Source organism: Fodinicurvata fenggangensis DSM 21160 (assembly GCF_000686045.1).
Lineage (GTDB): Bacteria > Pseudomonadota > Alphaproteobacteria > Kiloniellales > DSM-21159 > Fodinicurvata > Fodinicurvata fenggangensis.
Map to the genome: position 1 here is coordinate 89,831 of NZ_JMLV01000001.1, position 15,490 is coordinate 105,320.

Here is a 15,490-nt window from a genome sequence, read left to right on the forward strand (position 1 = left end):
CGTTGCGTGGCAGCCGCGCGCGGCCTCTATGGATATCGCTTCAACAACAGCGATTGCTTGACCCTTTTAAGGTCAGCCTTTAAGCATGTTACTAATATATCAAGCGTCTATCAGCAATTAATGATTCACGAGGAGGCCTGTTGTGGCGACAGAAAACAAGAAACGCAGCATCACTGAGATCCGGGAAGCCAAGAAGACCGGCGAGAAGATGGTCTATACATCGGTGCCGGATTACACCTCGGCCCGCTGGGCGGAAATGGCCGGGGTCGATGTCTGTGTCGTCGGTGACAGCCTTGCCATGGTGGCGCATGGCCATGCCAGTACCATTCCGGCCAGCATGGACATGATGGTCATGCATTCCCTGGCCGTACGCCGAGGCGCACCCAACACATTCGTGCTCGGATGCATGCCCTATCAGAGCTACAATACGGTGGATCGCGCCCTGGTGAATGCGACCCGTTTCATGCAGGAAGCTGACTGCGATGCCGTCAAGCCGCAGGGCGGCAAGAGCCAGGCGCATATCCTCAAGGCTCTGGTCGATTCCGGGATTCCCACGGCCTCGCACATTGGCCTGACCCCTCACACCATCGCCATGTTCGGTGGCTTCAAGATCCAGGGCAGAACAGCCGAGGCCGCCATGAAGATTCTGGAGGACGCGCTCGCCATCCAGGATGCCGGATGTTTCATGCTGGAATTCGAAGCGGTCCCCGCCACCATTGCCAAGGTGATCTCGGAACAGCTGGAAATCCCAACCATTGGGATCGGTGCTGGCGCAGGGACGGACGGACAGATTCTGCTATCCTACGATCTGCTGGGCGTCTTTACCGACTTCAAGCCCAAGTTCACGAAACGCTACGCGAACCTGACGGAAGTGGCGGTCGACGGCTTGCAGAAGTATGTGGATGAGGTCAAATCGGGCAGCTTTCCGGATGATGATCACTCCTACAGCATAAACGAAGCCGAATACGAATCTTTTCTCACTATGGTTGAAAAGCGCAAGCAGCATTAGTATTGAATTGAATCTTGCTGGAAAGTTTGAGCCCATAGTTGTGATTGGCTCGGAATCTGGAGGAGCGCGACGAGGTGAGCTTGAGTGAGGAGAGAGAGGCACTCGGACCAGACGAAGCCACTGTAAGTGAGCAGGGTAAGAGCCTGACCGAAAAAGCTTACAAGCGCCTGGAGGAGTTGATCGTAACTCTCCAACTGGCGCCTGGTGCGGTTCTCTCCGAAGCGCAGCTTGCGAAGCAATTGGGCATCGGTCGAACGCCTATTCGTGAAGCTCTGCAGCGGCTTTCGCGTGAAGGCTTGATCGTCATATTGCCACGGCGTGGAATCCTTGTCTCCGAGATCAATGTCACAAGACAGCTCAAGTTGCTGGAGGTGCGTCGGGAACTGGAACGCCTGATGGCTGGCTGCAGCGCCCGGCGGGCCAACAGCAGCGAGCGTCAAGAGTTCAAGCAGCTCGCTGACGGCATGAAGAAGGCGGCCGAGGACGACGACGACATCACCTTCATGCGTTTGGATCGCCGGTTGAATCACCTTCTCTGCGAAGCAGCGCGCAATGAGTACATCACCAATGCAATCGGGCTGATCCAAAGTCTCTCCCGGCGCTTCTGGTATTCTCATTATAAAGAGGTTCTGGACCTTCCTCTCTGTGCGCGTCTCCACGCATCCCTTGCATTGGCTATTTCCCAGGGAAATTCCCAGGAAGCCATGCAGGCGAGCGATGACCTCATGAACTATATCGAAGACTTTACGCGCGCCAGCCTGGATGCGCCCACACGCTATTGAGGCTTCCTGAAAACTCGTTTTGAGGGCAAGTGGCCCAAATAATACTTGGCGCTACGTCTGCGTGTATATTGATGCGCTCAAAAAAGAAACATATTAAATATATCTTTATTGGCGCCGGTAGAGTGAAACTCGGGTCTTATCAAAAAAGCTTTGGCTGAGTGACTTGACGGCCAATGGAAGCTGCAATAGCGTACCTCCCTAATAGATATATCAGTAATATCTAATCTGTCTGCATCAGAATTATCAGACAGCATAACACTGAAAAGGGAAAGGGAGGACTCAGTTCAATGAATTCTATTGTGAAGACAACAACGCTTGCCGCGACCTTCGCCGTCGCCGCCATGGCAGGCAGCGCGCATGCGCAAGAGACCTATGAATGGCGTATGGCAACGGGCTGGGGTGGCGGCCCACTCATGGATATTGGGGCGCAGGCCTTCGCGGATCGCCTTGAACTGCTCAGTGATGGCCGCATGAAGGTTGAGGTTTTCCAGGGAGGTGCCATCGGCGAACCCCTGAAGGTGACGGATTCCGTGCGCCGCGGCATCGCTGACATGGGGCATACATGGCCAGGCTACGATTGGGGCCGTGATACCACGGCTGTTGTCTTCGGTGGCTTCGCCGGTACCATGGACGACGAGCGCATGATGCACTGGCTCTACGAGGGTGGTGGTGTCGAGCTCTGGAAAGAGTGGCGACAGGAAGAATTCGGTGTGGTTGGCATGCCGTTGTTCTCCCGAACCGCCGAGATCTTCCTGAACTCAAGGAAGAAGGTCCAGACCCTCGAGGATCTGGACGGCTTGAAGATGCGCACGGCGGGTGCCTGGATCGACATGTCCAAGGAACTCGGTGCCTCGCCCGTGACCACGGCCGGCGATGAGATCTATCCCATGCTGGAACGCGGTGTGATTGATGCGACCGAGTGGGGCACACCTTGGGAGGATACCTATCCCAAGTTCTACGAGGTGACCGACTACATCATCGTGCCCGGCGTGCATCAGCCGGTTGCGCCCTTCGAGCTGCAGGTCAACCAGGAAGTCTGGGACAGCCTAAGCGAGCGTGATCGAGAGTTGATCGAAACGGCAGCAGAGCTGACAACCCTGAAATCCTGGATGAGGGTTGGCCACGAAAGTGCCGAAGCCATGAGGTTCTTCGAAGAAGAAGGCCTCGAGATCGTTGAGCTCGACACGGAAGTCCAGGTCAAGGCGCGTGAGATCGGTATCGAGTGGGCCAATGAACAGTCAGCCGAGAACGAATGGTTCAAGCGTGCCTGGGACTCCCAGCGCGAATTCGAAAAACTGTGGGCCGATGCGGAGACCTATCGCCGCCTTTCACCTGAAACACGGTCCATCGGCCTAGACGCCGAATAAACCCTGATCAGAATACCTTCGGGCGGAGTTCCAGCGAGCTCCGTCCGAAGAACTGTTCAGATATTTCTTTTCAGACCATAGTGCTGCTTCCTGCAGCGAACGGAACCGCTCTAGATGCGCTCTCCTCGAGTGCATGGCGGGACGGGGAAGGCCTGAATGCTTATTGTCGTGCGTTTTCTCGAGAAGATCACCCATAGCAGCGGCATCATTGCCGCTCTCATCATCATCCCGCTTATAGTGACAACCTGCTACGAAGTCTTCGCCCGTTACATGTTCGGGGCACCGACCATATGGGCCTACGAGTTGGGTTACATGGGCATGGGGGCGCACTTCCTGCTTGGCATGGCGTACACCCTGAAGGAAAAGGCGCATATCCGCATCGATCTCATCTATGCCTTCCGGGGGCCGAGAACCAAGGCGGCAATCGATTTCCTGAGTTATGCGGTCATCATGCTGCCCTTCACCATTTGGCTCTCCTGGGGGCTTTTCATGTACTACGAGGAAGCCTTGATGTTTGGTGAGACTTCCGGCCAATCCGCATGGAACCCGGTGATCTGGCCGTTTCGCCTCTGCATGATGATTGGATTTATCCTTCTGGCCATCCAGTTGTTGGCCGAAAGCCTGAAGTGTCTGTCGGTCCTTGTGGGTCAGTCGGCCAGCCTTGAGGAGGCCGAGTGATGGAACTCGCAGCTATCCTCATGTTCGTGGTGCTTCTGGCACTGATTTTTCTTGGTCTTCATATCGCATTTGCCCTTTTCGGCGTTGGTCTCATCTTTGGCATCTTCGTATATGGGGATGCCCTGATCTGGCAGTTTGTCGGGCGTGTTGAGAGCCTGGCCAGCAATTACATCCTGGCCGCCGTACCGCTTTTCGTCTTCATGGGCTCGCTGCTGGAACGCTCTGGCATCGCCGAGCGCCTGTTCGACGCCATACAGCTCTGGGTCCGCCGGTTGCCGGGTGGATTGGCTGTCGGCACCATCATCATGTGCATCATCTTTGCGGCATCAACGGGTGTTGTAGGGGCCACGGAGACGGTGGTTGGGCTGCTCGCCATACCGGCGATGATGAAGTACAACTATGACAAGGGCTTGATTGCCGGTTCAATCTGTTCCGGTGGCTCGTTGGGGACGATCATTCCGCCATCGGTCGTCCTCATCGTCATGGGGCCGCTGGCCGACGTGTCGATCGGGTGGCTTTTTGCCGGTTCCATGATTCCCGGCCTGATCATGGCACTGCTCTACATAATCTATACCATCGGGCTCTGCACCTTGCGCCCGGAAGCCGGACCACGCCCCGTCGATGAGGCGGATGTTCCCCTGGGACAGAAGCTCGTGATTTCGGCCAAGGCGCTTTTGCCGCCCCTTATGCTGATTATCGCCGTGCTCGGTTCGATCCTTGCCGGGGTTGCCTCTCCGACTGAGGCCGCCGCAATTGGTAGTGCAGGGGCTGTCATCCTGGCCATGAGCTATGGCTCGCTGACGCTTCCCCTGTTCTGGGAAGCCATCATGAAGACCCTGCGCGTCACCTGCATGATCATGCTGATCCTGTTGGCCGGCACGGTCTTTACCGGTGTCTTCTTCTCCATGGGTGGCGGCAGCATGATCTCGGAGTTCCTGCTGGGAATGAACCTCAGCCCCTGGCTGCTGCTGCTCTTCATCCTGCTGATGGCCTTTATCCTGGGGTTCTTCCTGGAGTGGATCTCGATCCTCCTGATCTTCATTCCGATCTTTACACCGGTTGTCGTGCAGATGGGGTTCGATCCGGTCTGGTTTTGTATTCTGTTCCTTATTGTCATCCAGACAGGATACCTGACACCGCCCATGGCCCCCGCCATCTTCTATCTGCGTGGCATTGCGCCACCGGAATTGAAGTTGACCGACATGTATCGGGGGGTGGTGCCATTCCTTGCCTTGCAGGCCATCACCCTCGGCATCGTCATGGCATTCCCGCAAACGGTGCTGTGGCTGCCGGACATCATCTTCAACTGACCTGTCGTCACTCGAACTAAAGGGGAACCTGGCGAGCGGTGGAAGGGTGTCACGAAATATGATATATCAGTCGAATATGAAAGGAGCTGAGGTGTGAAGACTTACCTTGGACAGCGTACGATGGATGGCCCCCAGGTGACCGTGGACGGCAATCCGCTGGATCCTCGGTTTGACTTGAAGACACTCTCGGAAGAGGGCTTTGAGTGGACCTATGAGGGTGAGGCGCCAGCGCAGCTGGCCCTGGCCATTCTTGCGGATCATTTCCAGGATGATTGCAAGGCACTTGAGCACTACGACAGCTTCATGCGCAAAGCCGTCGCAAATTTCAATAACGATTGGGAGATGACCAGCCAGGATATCGATAACCTGCTGGCAGAATAGCGGCCTGGTGGCCGAATAGCCGCCTCAGTGCGGCAGCAAACAGCCGGACAAGAGGTTCCGGCAGGAGAGGAAATGCCATGACACCCGAGGATATCTTGTCCCATCCGCCCCGAATTCTGACTCAGAAGCAGAGGGAATCCTACTTTGAGAATGGCTACCTCCTGGTCGAGAAGTTTCTGGAGGATGAATGGCTGGAGCGCCTTCGGGCATCCGTCGACGGTCTGGTCGAGCGCAGCCGCTCCGTAACGCAGTCCGACTCCGTTTTTGATCTTGAGCCTGGCCACACGGCGGACTCTCCTCGTCTGCGACGGGTCTCAAGCCCGAACGACGAGGACGTGACCTTCTGGAATTACGTTGTGGAGTCCAGGCTGGGAGACCTTCTTGCCGACTTGCTGGGCCCGGATGTGAAGTTCCATCAGTCAAAGCTGAACTTCAAGTGGGCCAAGGGTGGCACTGAAGTGAAGTGGCATCAGGATGCACCTTTCTTTCCGCACACGAACCCGGCCGTATTGACGGTGGGGACCTATCTTTATGACTGCGGAATGGATCAGGGCCCATTGGGCGTGGTGCCCGGTAGCCATGAAACGGAGATATTCGATCACTACGACAGCGAAGGGGACTGGAGCGGTCATATCGCTGAAGAGGACCTGAAGCGTGTGGCGACCGACAAGGCGGAGTATCTTTGCGGTCCTGCCGGCTCACTGACCCTCCATAATTACCGCGCGGTCCATGGCTCGGAACCGAACCGTTCGGATGCAGGCCGGCCCCTGCTGCTCAATGTCTTGTCTGCGGCCGATGCCATGCCCTACACTTACAATCCACTGAAGACCAAGTATTATCAGCAGTGTGTGCGGGGCAAACCGGCCAAGTGGGCCCATCATGATGGGCGGCCGCATCTGATCCCGCCGGACTGGAGCGGAGGCTATACCTCCATATTTGCGCTGCAGCAGAAAGAAAAGAGCGACGCGGCATGACGGATACTGGCGGCGTGGCGCGGCTACGCACCTTCATAAAGGCTCTGACAAACCGGGCGAATGCGGAGGGCGACACGGACTCCGAAGCCTTCGTGAATTTCTGTCGAAGCCAGCTGGTGGACCTGATCTCAAGCGATGATTGGTTGCCCGAGGAATTCGCCGCCGCTCACCCAGAGCATTACCAACAGTACCTTTTGCACTGTGATCCGCTGGAACGCTTCAGCCTGATTTCCTTTGTCTGGGGGCCGGGTCAGAAAACGCCGGTCCACAACCATGGTACCTGGGGCCTGATCGGAATGCTGCGCGGCTCGGAAATCTCTCAAGGTTACGAGGTTTCCGAACAAGAACCGGGCCTGGTCCCGACACGGCATGAAGTGCTCAATCCTGGGGATATAGCTTATGTGTCGCCGGAGGCCGGCGACATACATGAAGTCATCAATTCCTTTGATGATCGCGTTTCCATCTCGATCCACCTCTATGGAGCGAACATCGGTCTGGTCGAGCGCTCTGTCTATGAACCGGCCAGTGGGCGTAGCCGACCTTTTGTGTCCGGCTATGCCTCGTCCAGGACCCCGAATATCTGGGGCCTATCTGTTTAACCTGCTGCAACAAGCCTGACTTTCCGCTCATGCGTTGCGGAAGAGGGCGGGATTCTATGGTTTGGCAGCTGATCTATCTGTGATATATTACGCTTAAGATCAAACGGAAACGAAGGAGATTCACGTCATGATGCCAGAACGCCAGGCGCGTTTCCGCGAGGAATACCGCAGCCGTATTGCAAGTTGGTACAATGGCCCGCTGCATGTTGCCGTCATCTACGGCATCGGCATCGCGGCCATGGTTATCTACATCTCCAATATACAGAACGTTCTGTGGTGGGAATGGCTGATTGTTCCGGCCGTCTTCCTGTTCTGTAACTTCTTCGAGTGGTTCCTGCACCGCCACATCATGCACCGTCCACAGAAGAACAAGTTGTTGCGAGCGGTCTACACACGCCACACCCTGATGCATCACCAGTTCTTCACCGATGAAGAGATGCGTTTCGACGGCTCTCGAGACTGGCGTGTGACCTTCTTCCCGCCTTATGCCTTGGCGGTCTTCATTCTGATGACGATCCCGGGAGCTCTGCTGCTGGGCTGGATCTTCTCGGCCAACGTCGGTTGGCTGACCATGTGCACCACGACCAGCATGTACATGATCTATGAGTTCATGCACTTCTGCTGCCATGTGGAAGAGAATGCCTTCGTGCGCAATATGCCGCTCGTCAACACGCTGCGTCGCCACCATACGGCGCACCATAACCAGTCGATCATGATGGAAAGGAACATGAATCTGACCTTCCCGATCATGGACTGGCTGTTTGGCACATCGGACCTGGATCGCGGCCTGATTGGTCATCTGTTCAACGGTTATAGCGATAAGCATGTGAGAACCGACATGCGCAAGACTGCGCGGACGCCTGGGCGGAAGCCAAAGGCGGCAGAGGCTACGGCCTGAGACAGTTTTCGTTTCTCCAGCTTCCATGGCGGGCGGTTTCGCGCCCGCCATTTTTTTGCTTGTCAGGAGTGTCTGTGATGGCGAGCTTTGCAGGGATGGAAGATATTGACCTGCAAACAAATAAACAGCGATTGAGATGAGTACAGTACGATACGGCCTGTTTATCATGCCGGGTTTCGACCTGGTCAGCTTTTCCGTCTGTTGTGAAGCGCTGCGGCTTGCCAACGAGGTGGCGCAGCAAAGGCTCTACAGTTGGGAGGTTGTCACTGGAAGCGGGCAGGCTGTCGAGAGTGCCAGTCGCATCGCAGTGTCCGGGCGCGCCCTTGCCGGAGAGTCCACGGGGTATGACCGCCTGGTCCTCTTCGCTGGAAGCCAGGGAACGTCCTATGACAACCGGAATGTCCTCGACTGGTTGCGCCAGCTTTCCCGGCGTGGCTGCCAGATGGGAGGGGTGGACGCCGGCATATGGATTCTGGCGCGCGCCGGCTTGCTGGGCGGGTATCGCTTTGCGCTTGGTGGGGGATATCACCTGGCGTTCCGGGAAACCTTCGATCTCGTGCCCGAGCCGGCGCATCCCTTTGTGCTGGATCGTGAGCGCTTGACCTGGTCCGGCGGTGGCAGTGCCTTTGAGGCCATGTTCGAGCAGCTGCGCCAGGATCATGGCCGCAGTCTGTCCAGCAGTGTGGCACGGCGCAGTCGTTATCCGGTTCTGCCGGAGGCGCCGGAGCCACAGAACACGGCCTTGCCAGAAAAATTGGCAGCCTGTCTCGAGGTCATGAAACAGAATATTGAAGAGCCGCTGTCGAGCGCCGACCTGGCCGAGGTGGTCGGTCTATCCGTACGCCATCTGGAGCGGTTGTTTCACAGCACCTTCCAGGCAGCACCCCAGAAGGTCTATCGGTCAATACGCCTTCAGGAAGCTCGGCGGCTGGTCCACTTCACCGATCTTTCGATTACCGAGATCTCGATTGCCACGGGCTTTGATTCCTGTTCGCATTTTGCGCGCTGTTTCCGCAGTGAATTTGACATGACGCCGTCCAGTTGGCGCCGGAATCACCAGGGGCAACAGATTGAGGTTCAGGGCGCCCTATGAAGATGAGCTGGCGTGTTTCGAGGTCATGTCGTCCTTCGGTTCCTGGGCCATGCGTTCAGCAGGCAGGATGACCCGGACCGTTGTTCCCTGTTCCACTTCGCTAACTATTTCCATGCTTCCGCCGTGCAGTTCAATCAGGCTCTTGGTGAGAGGCAACCCAAGCCCCGTTCCCTCGTAACCGCGGTTGCTGGTCGAAAGAGCCTGATAGAAAGGCTGCAGAACCTTCTCAAGGTCTTCGCGTGAGATACCGATCCCGGTGTCCTCGATCTCGAAAGCCACCCCCTCGTCAATTTCGAGCAGGCTTGCATGAACCCGTCCGCCTTTCGGCGTGAACTTGACCGCATTGGACAGCAGGTTGAGCAGGATCTGAAGCAATCTGACACTGTCTCCACGAAAGAGCAGTTCTTCTGCAGGTAAAGCGTGTTCCAGGGTAACCTGTTGTTGTCGGGCGCGTGGTCCGATCATGGTGATCGCCCGGGCCAGCAGGTCGTTCAGTACGACCGTTTCATTCCCGATTTCCAGCTTGCCGGCTTCGGCTTTCGACATATCCAGAATCTGGTTGATGACCTGAAGAAGGTGCTGGCCGCTGTTGTGTATGTCCTGGGCATAAGCCTTGTAGCGAGCAACACGGATCTCGCCGAAGACCTCGTTCTGGATGATATCGGAAAAGCCTATGATCGCATTTAGCGGCGTGCGCAATTCGTGGCTCATCATGGCCAGGAACTCGGATTTTGCGATGCTGGCGTGCTCGGCAGCGCGATTGGCCTGTTCCAGCTCGAATTCCCGATGCTTGAGTTCCGTGATGTCGGTGGCAAAGCCTGCAATTGCGCCACTGGCGGTTCGCTTCTTGAGGATGCGGAACCAGCGCCCGCTCGGATATAGACTGTCGCTCGGCCGACCATCAGCCACCTTGTGAAGCTGAAGCCGCTTTGCGATTTCCCGGTCGGCTTCTGCCGGTGTCAATTCCTCATCCAGGGTAAAGCGCAGGAGGTCCTCGTAGTAAAGGGGACGCGGCAGCTTGGAGAAGGCTTCATCGTGGACGTTTTCATAGGCCTTGTTCCAGGCCAGCAACCGATTGTCATGGTCGTAGAGTGCAAATGGACTGGGCGTGATATCCAGTGCTTCACGAAGGTTCTGCAGTTCCTTGCGGACGTCCCGATTGTGCTGCTCTTCGGTGGCGATTGTCTGTTCAAGATTGCGTTTGCGCTGAGCAAGGCTGACATGGAGCACCAACAGCGCCAGCATACAGGCTGTTGCCAAGGCGAACAGGATTGTCTGAGCTGTTGGTGTTTGCAGAGCGCCAGGCAACAAGACAGCAGCCAGGCCGAAGGAAAGTGCTCCGCCGCCGAGAAACAGCGGCAGACTGAAGTTACTGAGATGATGTGCGAACTGGCCCTGACTCTTCACATCGGATCCTGATACACGCCAATATAACGCCCTACATTCTATGGATTAGCTTTTAAAAAGGCATGAAAATTCTAGCCACGGGAGAAAAACATCACAATATCTGCCTGCTTGACGGGGTGCCATCCTTCAGCGATGGCACCCCGTTAATTCAATCAGGCAGCTGAAAGAGCGTCCTCGGCGCGAAACTTTTCGTAGACCCTGTCCACCGCCTTGCGGGTGCTGTCGACGATCTGGTCGACTTCATCCCGGTTGATGACCAACGGTGGGGCAAAGCCCAGAATGTCCCCATGCGGCATGGCCCGGGCGATAATCCCATTGTCCAGACAGGCAGCTGACAGGGTGGGACCGGCCTTGAGCGAGGGATCCAGCGGCTGTTTCTTCTCCTTGTCCGCCACGAACTCCAGGGCCGCCAGCAGGCCCACGCCGCGCACCTCGCCGACAAGCGGGTGATCGTCAAAGGTTTCATGCATGCGCTGCTGGAAATAGGCGCCGGTGCGTTCCGCATTGCCCGTCAGGTCCTCGCCGTCGACAATGTCCAGGTTGGCGTTGGCCGCTGCCGCACAGATCGGGTGCGCGGAATAGGTCCAGCCGTGCCCAATGGCGCCCATCTGGTCAGAGCCCTGTTCCAGGACCTTCCAGACCTTCTCGCCGACGATGACGCCGGAGATCGGCAGGTAGCCGCTGGACAGACCCTTGGCCACGGTGATCAGGTCGGGTTTCATGTCGTACTTCTGTGATCCGAAGTAGGCGCCGGTGCGCCCGAAGCCGGTCACGACCTCGTCGGCGATCAGCAGGATGTCGTATTTGTCCAGGACGGCCTGGATTTCCTGCCAGTAGCCCTCGGGCGGGGGTACGATGCCACCGGTCCCGAGAACCGGCTCTCCGATGAAGGCGGCCACGGTATCCGGGCCTTCCTGCTGGATCATTTCTTCCAGCTCCGCAGCACAGCGGCGCGAGAAGGCACGTTCATCCTCGCCTTCTTCGCCCTGCCAGTAGTGGTGCGGGGTGCGGGTATGCAGGATGGGCGAGCGCGGCAGGTCGAAGGCCTTGTGGAAGAGTTCCAGGCCCGTCAGGCTGCCCGTCATGACGCCAGAGCCGTGATATCCGCGCCAGCGCGAAATGATCTTCTTCTTCTCGGGACGGCCCAGGATGTTGTTGTAATACCAGACCAGCTTGATCTGGGTTTCGTTGGCATCGGAGCCGGACATTCCGTAATAGACGCGACTCATGCCCTCCGGCGCTTTGCGGATAATGCGCTCGGACAGGCGGATCGCTGGTTCGTTCCCGTGCCCGGCGTAGGTGTGATAGTAGGCCAACTTGCTGGCCTGTTCAGCAATCGCATCCGCGATTTCCTGTCGTCCATAACCCACATTGACACAGTAGAGGCCAGCAAAGGCATCCAGGCTGCGCTTTCCCTCGGTGTCCTCGATATAAACACCCTGGCCACTGGAGATGATGCGATTCGGGCTTTCTCCCTCGGCGTGCTGACGCATGTGCGTCGAGGGATGGAAGAAATGTGCGCGATCGAGTTCCTGCAATTCAGGTGTAGGATTGTTGCGCATGAGTTTACCTTTCTCTTTGTTGTGGAATGTCGTGGGCGTTCGGAGTCAGGCCGAACTGCAGACGTATTGGATCTCGGTGAACTCCTCCATTCCATGGCGGCTGCCTTCCCGGCCCAGGCCGGACTGTTTCATGCCACCAAAGGGAATGGGAGCGCCGGTTATCTTCACGCGATTCACGGCCACCATCCCGTACTCGAGCTGGTTGCTGATGCGCTTCACGCGCCCATGGTCATGCGTGTAGAGATAGGCGGCAAGTCCGTATTCCGTATCGTTCGCACGATGCACCACTTCCTCTTCACTTGCAAAGGAACAGACGGCCGCAACAGGACCGAAGGTTTCCTCGCGATAGATTTTCATTTCGGGCGTGACATCGGCAAGCAGCGTTGGCTGGAAGAACAGGCCACCTCTTTCATGCAGCCCACCACCGGTCAGGAGGCGGGCGCCCTTTGACACTGCGTCGTCCACGTGTTCCTGGCATTTGGCAACGGCCTTCTCGTTCATCAAAGGGCCAAGGTCGACTTCGGCTTCCAGTCCGTTTCCGACCCTCTGGGCAGAGACAGCTTCGGCATAGGCCTTCAGGAAGGGCTCATAGATATCCTGATGGACGTAGAAGCGGTTGGCCGCCAGGCAATCCTGTCCCGTGGTTGCGAATTTTGCGGCCAGGGCGCCCGAGACGGCCTGGTCCATCGGGACATCGGGGAAGAGGATGAAGGGGGCATGACCCCCCAACTCCATGGACATGCGCTTGACGGTGGACGCCCCCTGGGCCAGGAGCTTGCGTCCAACTTCCGTTGAACCCGTAAAGGACAGAGCCCGGACCCTGGTATCGCGATTGAGTTCCCCTACGATGGCTTCCGGATCTCCCGTCAGGACCGAGAAGAGCCCGGCAGGCAGGCCGGCGCGCTCGGCCAATTCAGCCAGCGCAAGTGCCGAAAAGGGGGTTTCCGTGGCCGGACGAACGACCACAGGGCAACCGGCCGCAAGCGCTGCGGCAGCCTTGCGCGTGATCATGGCGGCAGGAAAGTTCCAGGGCGTGATCGCGGCCACGACTCCGATGGGTTGACGCCGGACCTCCATGTCGCAGTCCGGAAGATGCGGCGTGATGGTCTCCACGTTGATGCGCCTTGTTTCCTCGGCATACCATTGCAGGAAAGAGGCTGCATAATCGATCTCACCACGGGATTCCTCCAGGGGCTTGCCCTGCTCGAGCGTCATCAGGATGGCGAGGTCCTCGCGGTTCTCGTGCATCAGTTCGTACCAGCGATGAAGGATAGCGCCACGATCCTGGGGCAGACGGGCGTTCCAGGCAGGAAAGGCCGATTGTGCAGCCTCGACGGCCCGGCTGGCGTCGTGCTCGTCCAGAGCGGGGACGCTGCCGATATAGCTCTGGTCAGCAGGGTTGGTTACCGCCAGGACCTTGCCGTTCGGGCCAGAACACCACTTCCCGTCGATGTAGGCCTGTTCACGAAACAGGCGGGCATCGCGCAGAAGCGGCAGGACTGAAGTCTGCTGGACTTTCTCCTGTGTCAGCATCACGTGCACTCCCTATTGTTTGAGGGCGCATCCGAAGGAACTTCCAGATCGGAATACTTCCACGTCGGAACGGCGCCAGTCACACAAGGCCCGCACAACCCGTCTTCCTGCCTGGTTGGGCAGGAAGGGGCATGCAGACCCATAATCTCTGGGCAAGCTAACAGCACAGACAGGGAGAGGGTTTTTGAACTTGTTCGCTCAAGCAGAGAGTTTTCCTGAGACGCAGCTGGCCTCAAGAGAGTTTCTCTTCTGACGGCAGGTGTTCTTTACCCATCAGTGCCGTCAGTGGAACTTCACGGCTTTCCTTGATGGGCTTCGTGACGATGTAGGTGAAATAGCGGTCGATGCCGACATCCAGGGTCAGCAGGCGATCGATCAGGCGCTGGTAATGATCGACATCACGCGCGATGACCTTGAGCAGATAGTCGATGCCTCCACCTGTCGCATAGCATTCAAGGACCTCGTCCGTTTCCTGCATTGTCTGTTCGAAGCGCTTGAAATCCGCTTGCTGGTGGCGGTGCAGTGATATTTCGGTCAGGACCAAGGTGAAGCGTGCAAGCTGAGAAAGATCCAGTGTTGCATGATATCCTGCAATGACGCCCTGTTTCTCGAGCCGCCGGAGACGTTCCCAGCAGGGTGTGGCAGAGAGATTCACCTTCTCCGCCAGCTTCAGTTTCGTTATCCGCCCTTCACGCTGGAGCGCGGAGAGAATTCGAATGTCAATCTCGTCTAGTTTCATGGAGCCCAGCATGTCGGGGTTTGTTACATGGCAACAAGGCTTCAAATAAAGAACGCCCCGACTGTCATCAAGAAGCAAGCCGGGGCGTTCAGTTCCGGGTGTCCGGAAGTTCAGAAGGGCGTTAGTTGGCTCCCATCTTCTCTTCCGTCTCGGCAATCTCGGAGCGCAGCTTGTTCACCACCTCCTCGGCATTGCCGCCGACTTCATTGATATAGAACTGATCCAGTTCCTTGGCCCGCTCGGCAAAGGCCTCACGTTCATCAGCCGTAAGTTCAATGAACTCGATGTCGTCTGCCGCTTCCTCGATGTTTTCGCGGCTCGCCTGGTTCAGCTTCTGTTGTTCTTCATAGATGAAGTCGGTCAGTTCCGAGCGGACTTCCATCAGCATGTCCTGACGGTCTTCAGACAGACCGTTCCAGAAATCTGCATTGGCCACGACCGTTGTGGTGTACTCCTGCTCACCCGTCCAGATGAGGTAGTCGGTCACCTCGTAGAACTTGGCGCTTTCGATGAAGAAGATCGGATTAACCTGTGCATCGATCGTATTGAGCTGAAGGCCGCTGTAGACCTCACCCCAGGGCAGGGCCACCGGATCGGCACCGAAGGTATCATAGGCTTCGACCAGCAAGGGCGATGTCATCACGCGGAACTTCACCCCTTCCAGGTCCTCCGGAGTGCGAACTTCCTTCTTCGTGGTCCAGACCATCTCGCCTTCGGGATAGATGTCGTACAGCTTCAGACCCTTGCTCTCGAAGTCATCCGAAAGCTCGCCATAGAGTGCTTCACTGTTGCTGAGGACTTCCTTGTTCACGTCCTCGTTTTCCGAAAGCAGGTAGGGAATCAGGAGAACCTGAATTTCCGGTACGAAGCTTCCGAGGTGCCCCGGTGAGGCGTTGGAGAACTGGACGGCTCCATTCGCGGTCAGTTCCGTGATGTCGTTCTCGTTGCCCAACTGACCGTAGGTATAGATCGTGACGGTGACATCACCGTCCGTCTTTTCCTCGATGAGGCGCTTGAATTCCTGTGCATAGATATCCTGGACGTCGCCATCACTTTCCTCGTGAGCAAACTTCCATTCCTCGGCAGCCAAAGTGCCGGCTGCGAACATGACGGAAGCTGCTGTCGTAACAGCGAGCAACGCTTTCCTGTGCATCTCCT

The 15,490-nt window shown here is 57.1% G+C and carries 15 protein-coding genes; 10 read left to right on the forward strand and 5 right to left on the reverse strand.

Features of this window, described 5'->3' with window-relative positions:
- The first annotated feature begins 142 nt into the window (after positions 1-142).
- From panB to BP38_RS0100480, 10 genes are all read left to right on the forward strand, one after another.
- A complete protein-coding gene (panB, locus tag BP38_RS0100435) occupies positions 143-1,009 on the forward strand; it encodes a 3-methyl-2-oxobutanoate hydroxymethyltransferase (protein WP_026986099.1) in 867 nt (288 codons plus the stop codon).
- A gap of 80 nt (positions 1,010-1,089) precedes the next feature.
- Positions 1,090-1,791, forward strand: a complete 702-nt coding sequence (locus tag BP38_RS0100440; RefSeq protein WP_026986100.1) for a GntR family transcriptional regulator — start codon at positions 1,090-1,092, stop codon at positions 1,789-1,791.
- Between the two features lie 287 nt (positions 1,792-2,078).
- A complete protein-coding gene (dctP, locus tag BP38_RS0100445) occupies positions 2,079-3,158 on the forward strand; it encodes a TRAP transporter substrate-binding protein DctP (protein WP_035723047.1) in 1,080 nt (359 codons plus the stop codon).
- Positions 3,159-3,314: 156 nt separating this feature from the next.
- Complete coding sequence (locus BP38_RS0100450; RefSeq protein WP_026986102.1) at positions 3,315-3,836, forward strand: TRAP transporter small permease subunit; 522 nt, start codon at positions 3,315-3,317, stop codon at positions 3,834-3,836.
- The gene (locus BP38_RS0100455; RefSeq protein WP_211250210.1) at positions 3,836-5,146 is read left to right on the forward strand and encodes a TRAP transporter large permease; all 1,311 of its coding nucleotides are present in this window, start codon (positions 3,836-3,838) and stop codon (positions 5,144-5,146) included. Before BP38_RS0100450 ends, BP38_RS0100455 begins: the two co-directional genes overlap by 1 nt.
- A 93-nt stretch (positions 5,147-5,239) precedes the next feature.
- Positions 5,240-5,527: a DUF6166 domain-containing protein gene (locus tag BP38_RS0100460; RefSeq protein ID WP_026986104.1), complete on the forward strand. Its 288-nt coding sequence runs from the start codon at positions 5,240-5,242 to the stop codon at positions 5,525-5,527.
- Between the two features lie 77 nt (positions 5,528-5,604).
- Positions 5,605-6,501: a phytanoyl-CoA dioxygenase family protein gene (locus BP38_RS0100465; protein WP_026986105.1), complete on the forward strand. Its 897-nt coding sequence runs from the start codon at positions 5,605-5,607 to the stop codon at positions 6,499-6,501.
- On the forward strand, positions 6,498-7,100 hold the full coding sequence (locus BP38_RS0100470) for a cysteine dioxygenase family protein (protein ID WP_026986106.1): 603 nt from the start codon (positions 6,498-6,500) through the stop codon (positions 7,098-7,100). The genes BP38_RS0100465 and BP38_RS0100470 overlap by 4 nt, the downstream gene beginning before the upstream one ends.
- Positions 7,101-7,227: 127 nt before the next feature.
- A complete protein-coding gene (locus BP38_RS0100475; RefSeq protein ID WP_211250211.1) occupies positions 7,228-7,998 on the forward strand; it encodes a sterol desaturase family protein in 771 nt (256 codons plus the stop codon).
- 136 nt (positions 7,999-8,134) lie between these two features.
- The gene (locus tag BP38_RS0100480; protein ID WP_081816358.1) at positions 8,135-9,091 is read left to right on the forward strand and encodes a GlxA family transcriptional regulator; all 957 of its coding nucleotides are present in this window, start codon (positions 8,135-8,137) and stop codon (positions 9,089-9,091) included.
- Here the strand turns inward: BP38_RS0100480 and BP38_RS18295 are convergent.
- From BP38_RS18295 to BP38_RS0100505, 5 genes are all read right to left on the reverse strand, one after another.
- On the reverse strand, positions 9,086-10,498 hold the full coding sequence (locus BP38_RS18295) for a sensor histidine kinase (protein WP_026986109.1): 1,413 nt from the start codon (positions 10,496-10,498) through the stop codon (positions 9,086-9,088). The genes BP38_RS0100480 and BP38_RS18295 overlap by 6 nt on opposite strands.
- A 152-nt stretch (positions 10,499-10,650) precedes the next feature.
- On the reverse strand, positions 10,651-12,060 hold the full coding sequence (locus BP38_RS0100490) for an aspartate aminotransferase family protein (protein WP_026986110.1): 1,410 nt from the start codon (positions 12,058-12,060) through the stop codon (positions 10,651-10,653).
- 45 nt (positions 12,061-12,105) lie between these two features.
- Complete coding sequence (locus BP38_RS0100495) at positions 12,106-13,593, reverse strand: NAD-dependent succinate-semialdehyde dehydrogenase (RefSeq protein ID WP_026986111.1); 1,488 nt, start codon at positions 13,591-13,593, stop codon at positions 12,106-12,108.
- A gap of 232 nt (positions 13,594-13,825) precedes the next feature.
- A complete protein-coding gene (locus BP38_RS0100500; RefSeq protein ID WP_051608899.1) occupies positions 13,826-14,332 on the reverse strand; it encodes an Lrp/AsnC family transcriptional regulator in 507 nt (168 codons plus the stop codon).
- A 121-nt stretch (positions 14,333-14,453) separates the two neighbouring features.
- Positions 14,454-15,485: a TRAP transporter substrate-binding protein gene (locus BP38_RS0100505; protein ID WP_026986113.1), complete on the reverse strand. Its 1,032-nt coding sequence runs from the start codon at positions 15,483-15,485 to the stop codon at positions 14,454-14,456.
- Between the last annotated feature and the right edge of the window lie 5 nt (positions 15,486-15,490).

Coding starts and splice junctions, on each gene's coding strand:
- dctP (WP_035723047.1), top strand. CDS start 2,079: ATGAATTCTATTGTGAAGACAACAACGCTTGCCGCGACCTTCGCCGTC.
- BP38_RS0100450 (WP_026986102.1), top strand. CDS start 3,315: ATGCTTATTGTCGTGCGTTTTCTCGAGAAGATCACCCATAGCAGCGGC.
- BP38_RS0100455 (WP_211250210.1), top strand. CDS start 3,836: ATGGAACTCGCAGCTATCCTCATGTTCGTGGTGCTTCTGGCACTGATT.
- BP38_RS0100465 (WP_026986105.1), top strand. CDS start 5,605: ATGACACCCGAGGATATCTTGTCCCATCCGCCCCGAATTCTGACTCAG.
- BP38_RS0100470 (WP_026986106.1), top strand. CDS start 6,498: ATGACGGATACTGGCGGCGTGGCGCGGCTACGCACCTTCATAAAGGCT.
- BP38_RS0100475 (WP_211250211.1), top strand. CDS start 7,228: ATGATGCCAGAACGCCAGGCGCGTTTCCGCGAGGAATACCGCAGCCGT.
- BP38_RS0100480 (WP_081816358.1), top strand. CDS start 8,135: ATGAGTACAGTACGATACGGCCTGTTTATCATGCCGGGTTTCGACCTG.
- BP38_RS0100490 (WP_026986110.1), bottom strand. CDS start 12,060: ATGCGCAACAATCCTACACCTGAATTGCAGGAACTCGATCGCGCACAT.
- BP38_RS0100495 (WP_026986111.1), bottom strand. CDS start 13,593: ATGCTGACACAGGAGAAAGTCCAGCAGACTTCAGTCCTGCCGCTTCTG.
- BP38_RS0100500 (WP_051608899.1), bottom strand. CDS start 14,332: ATGAAACTAGACGAGATTGACATTCGAATTCTCTCCGCGCTCCAGCGT.
- BP38_RS0100505 (WP_026986113.1), bottom strand. CDS start 15,485: ATGCACAGGAAAGCGTTGCTCGCTGTTACGACAGCAGCTTCCGTCATG.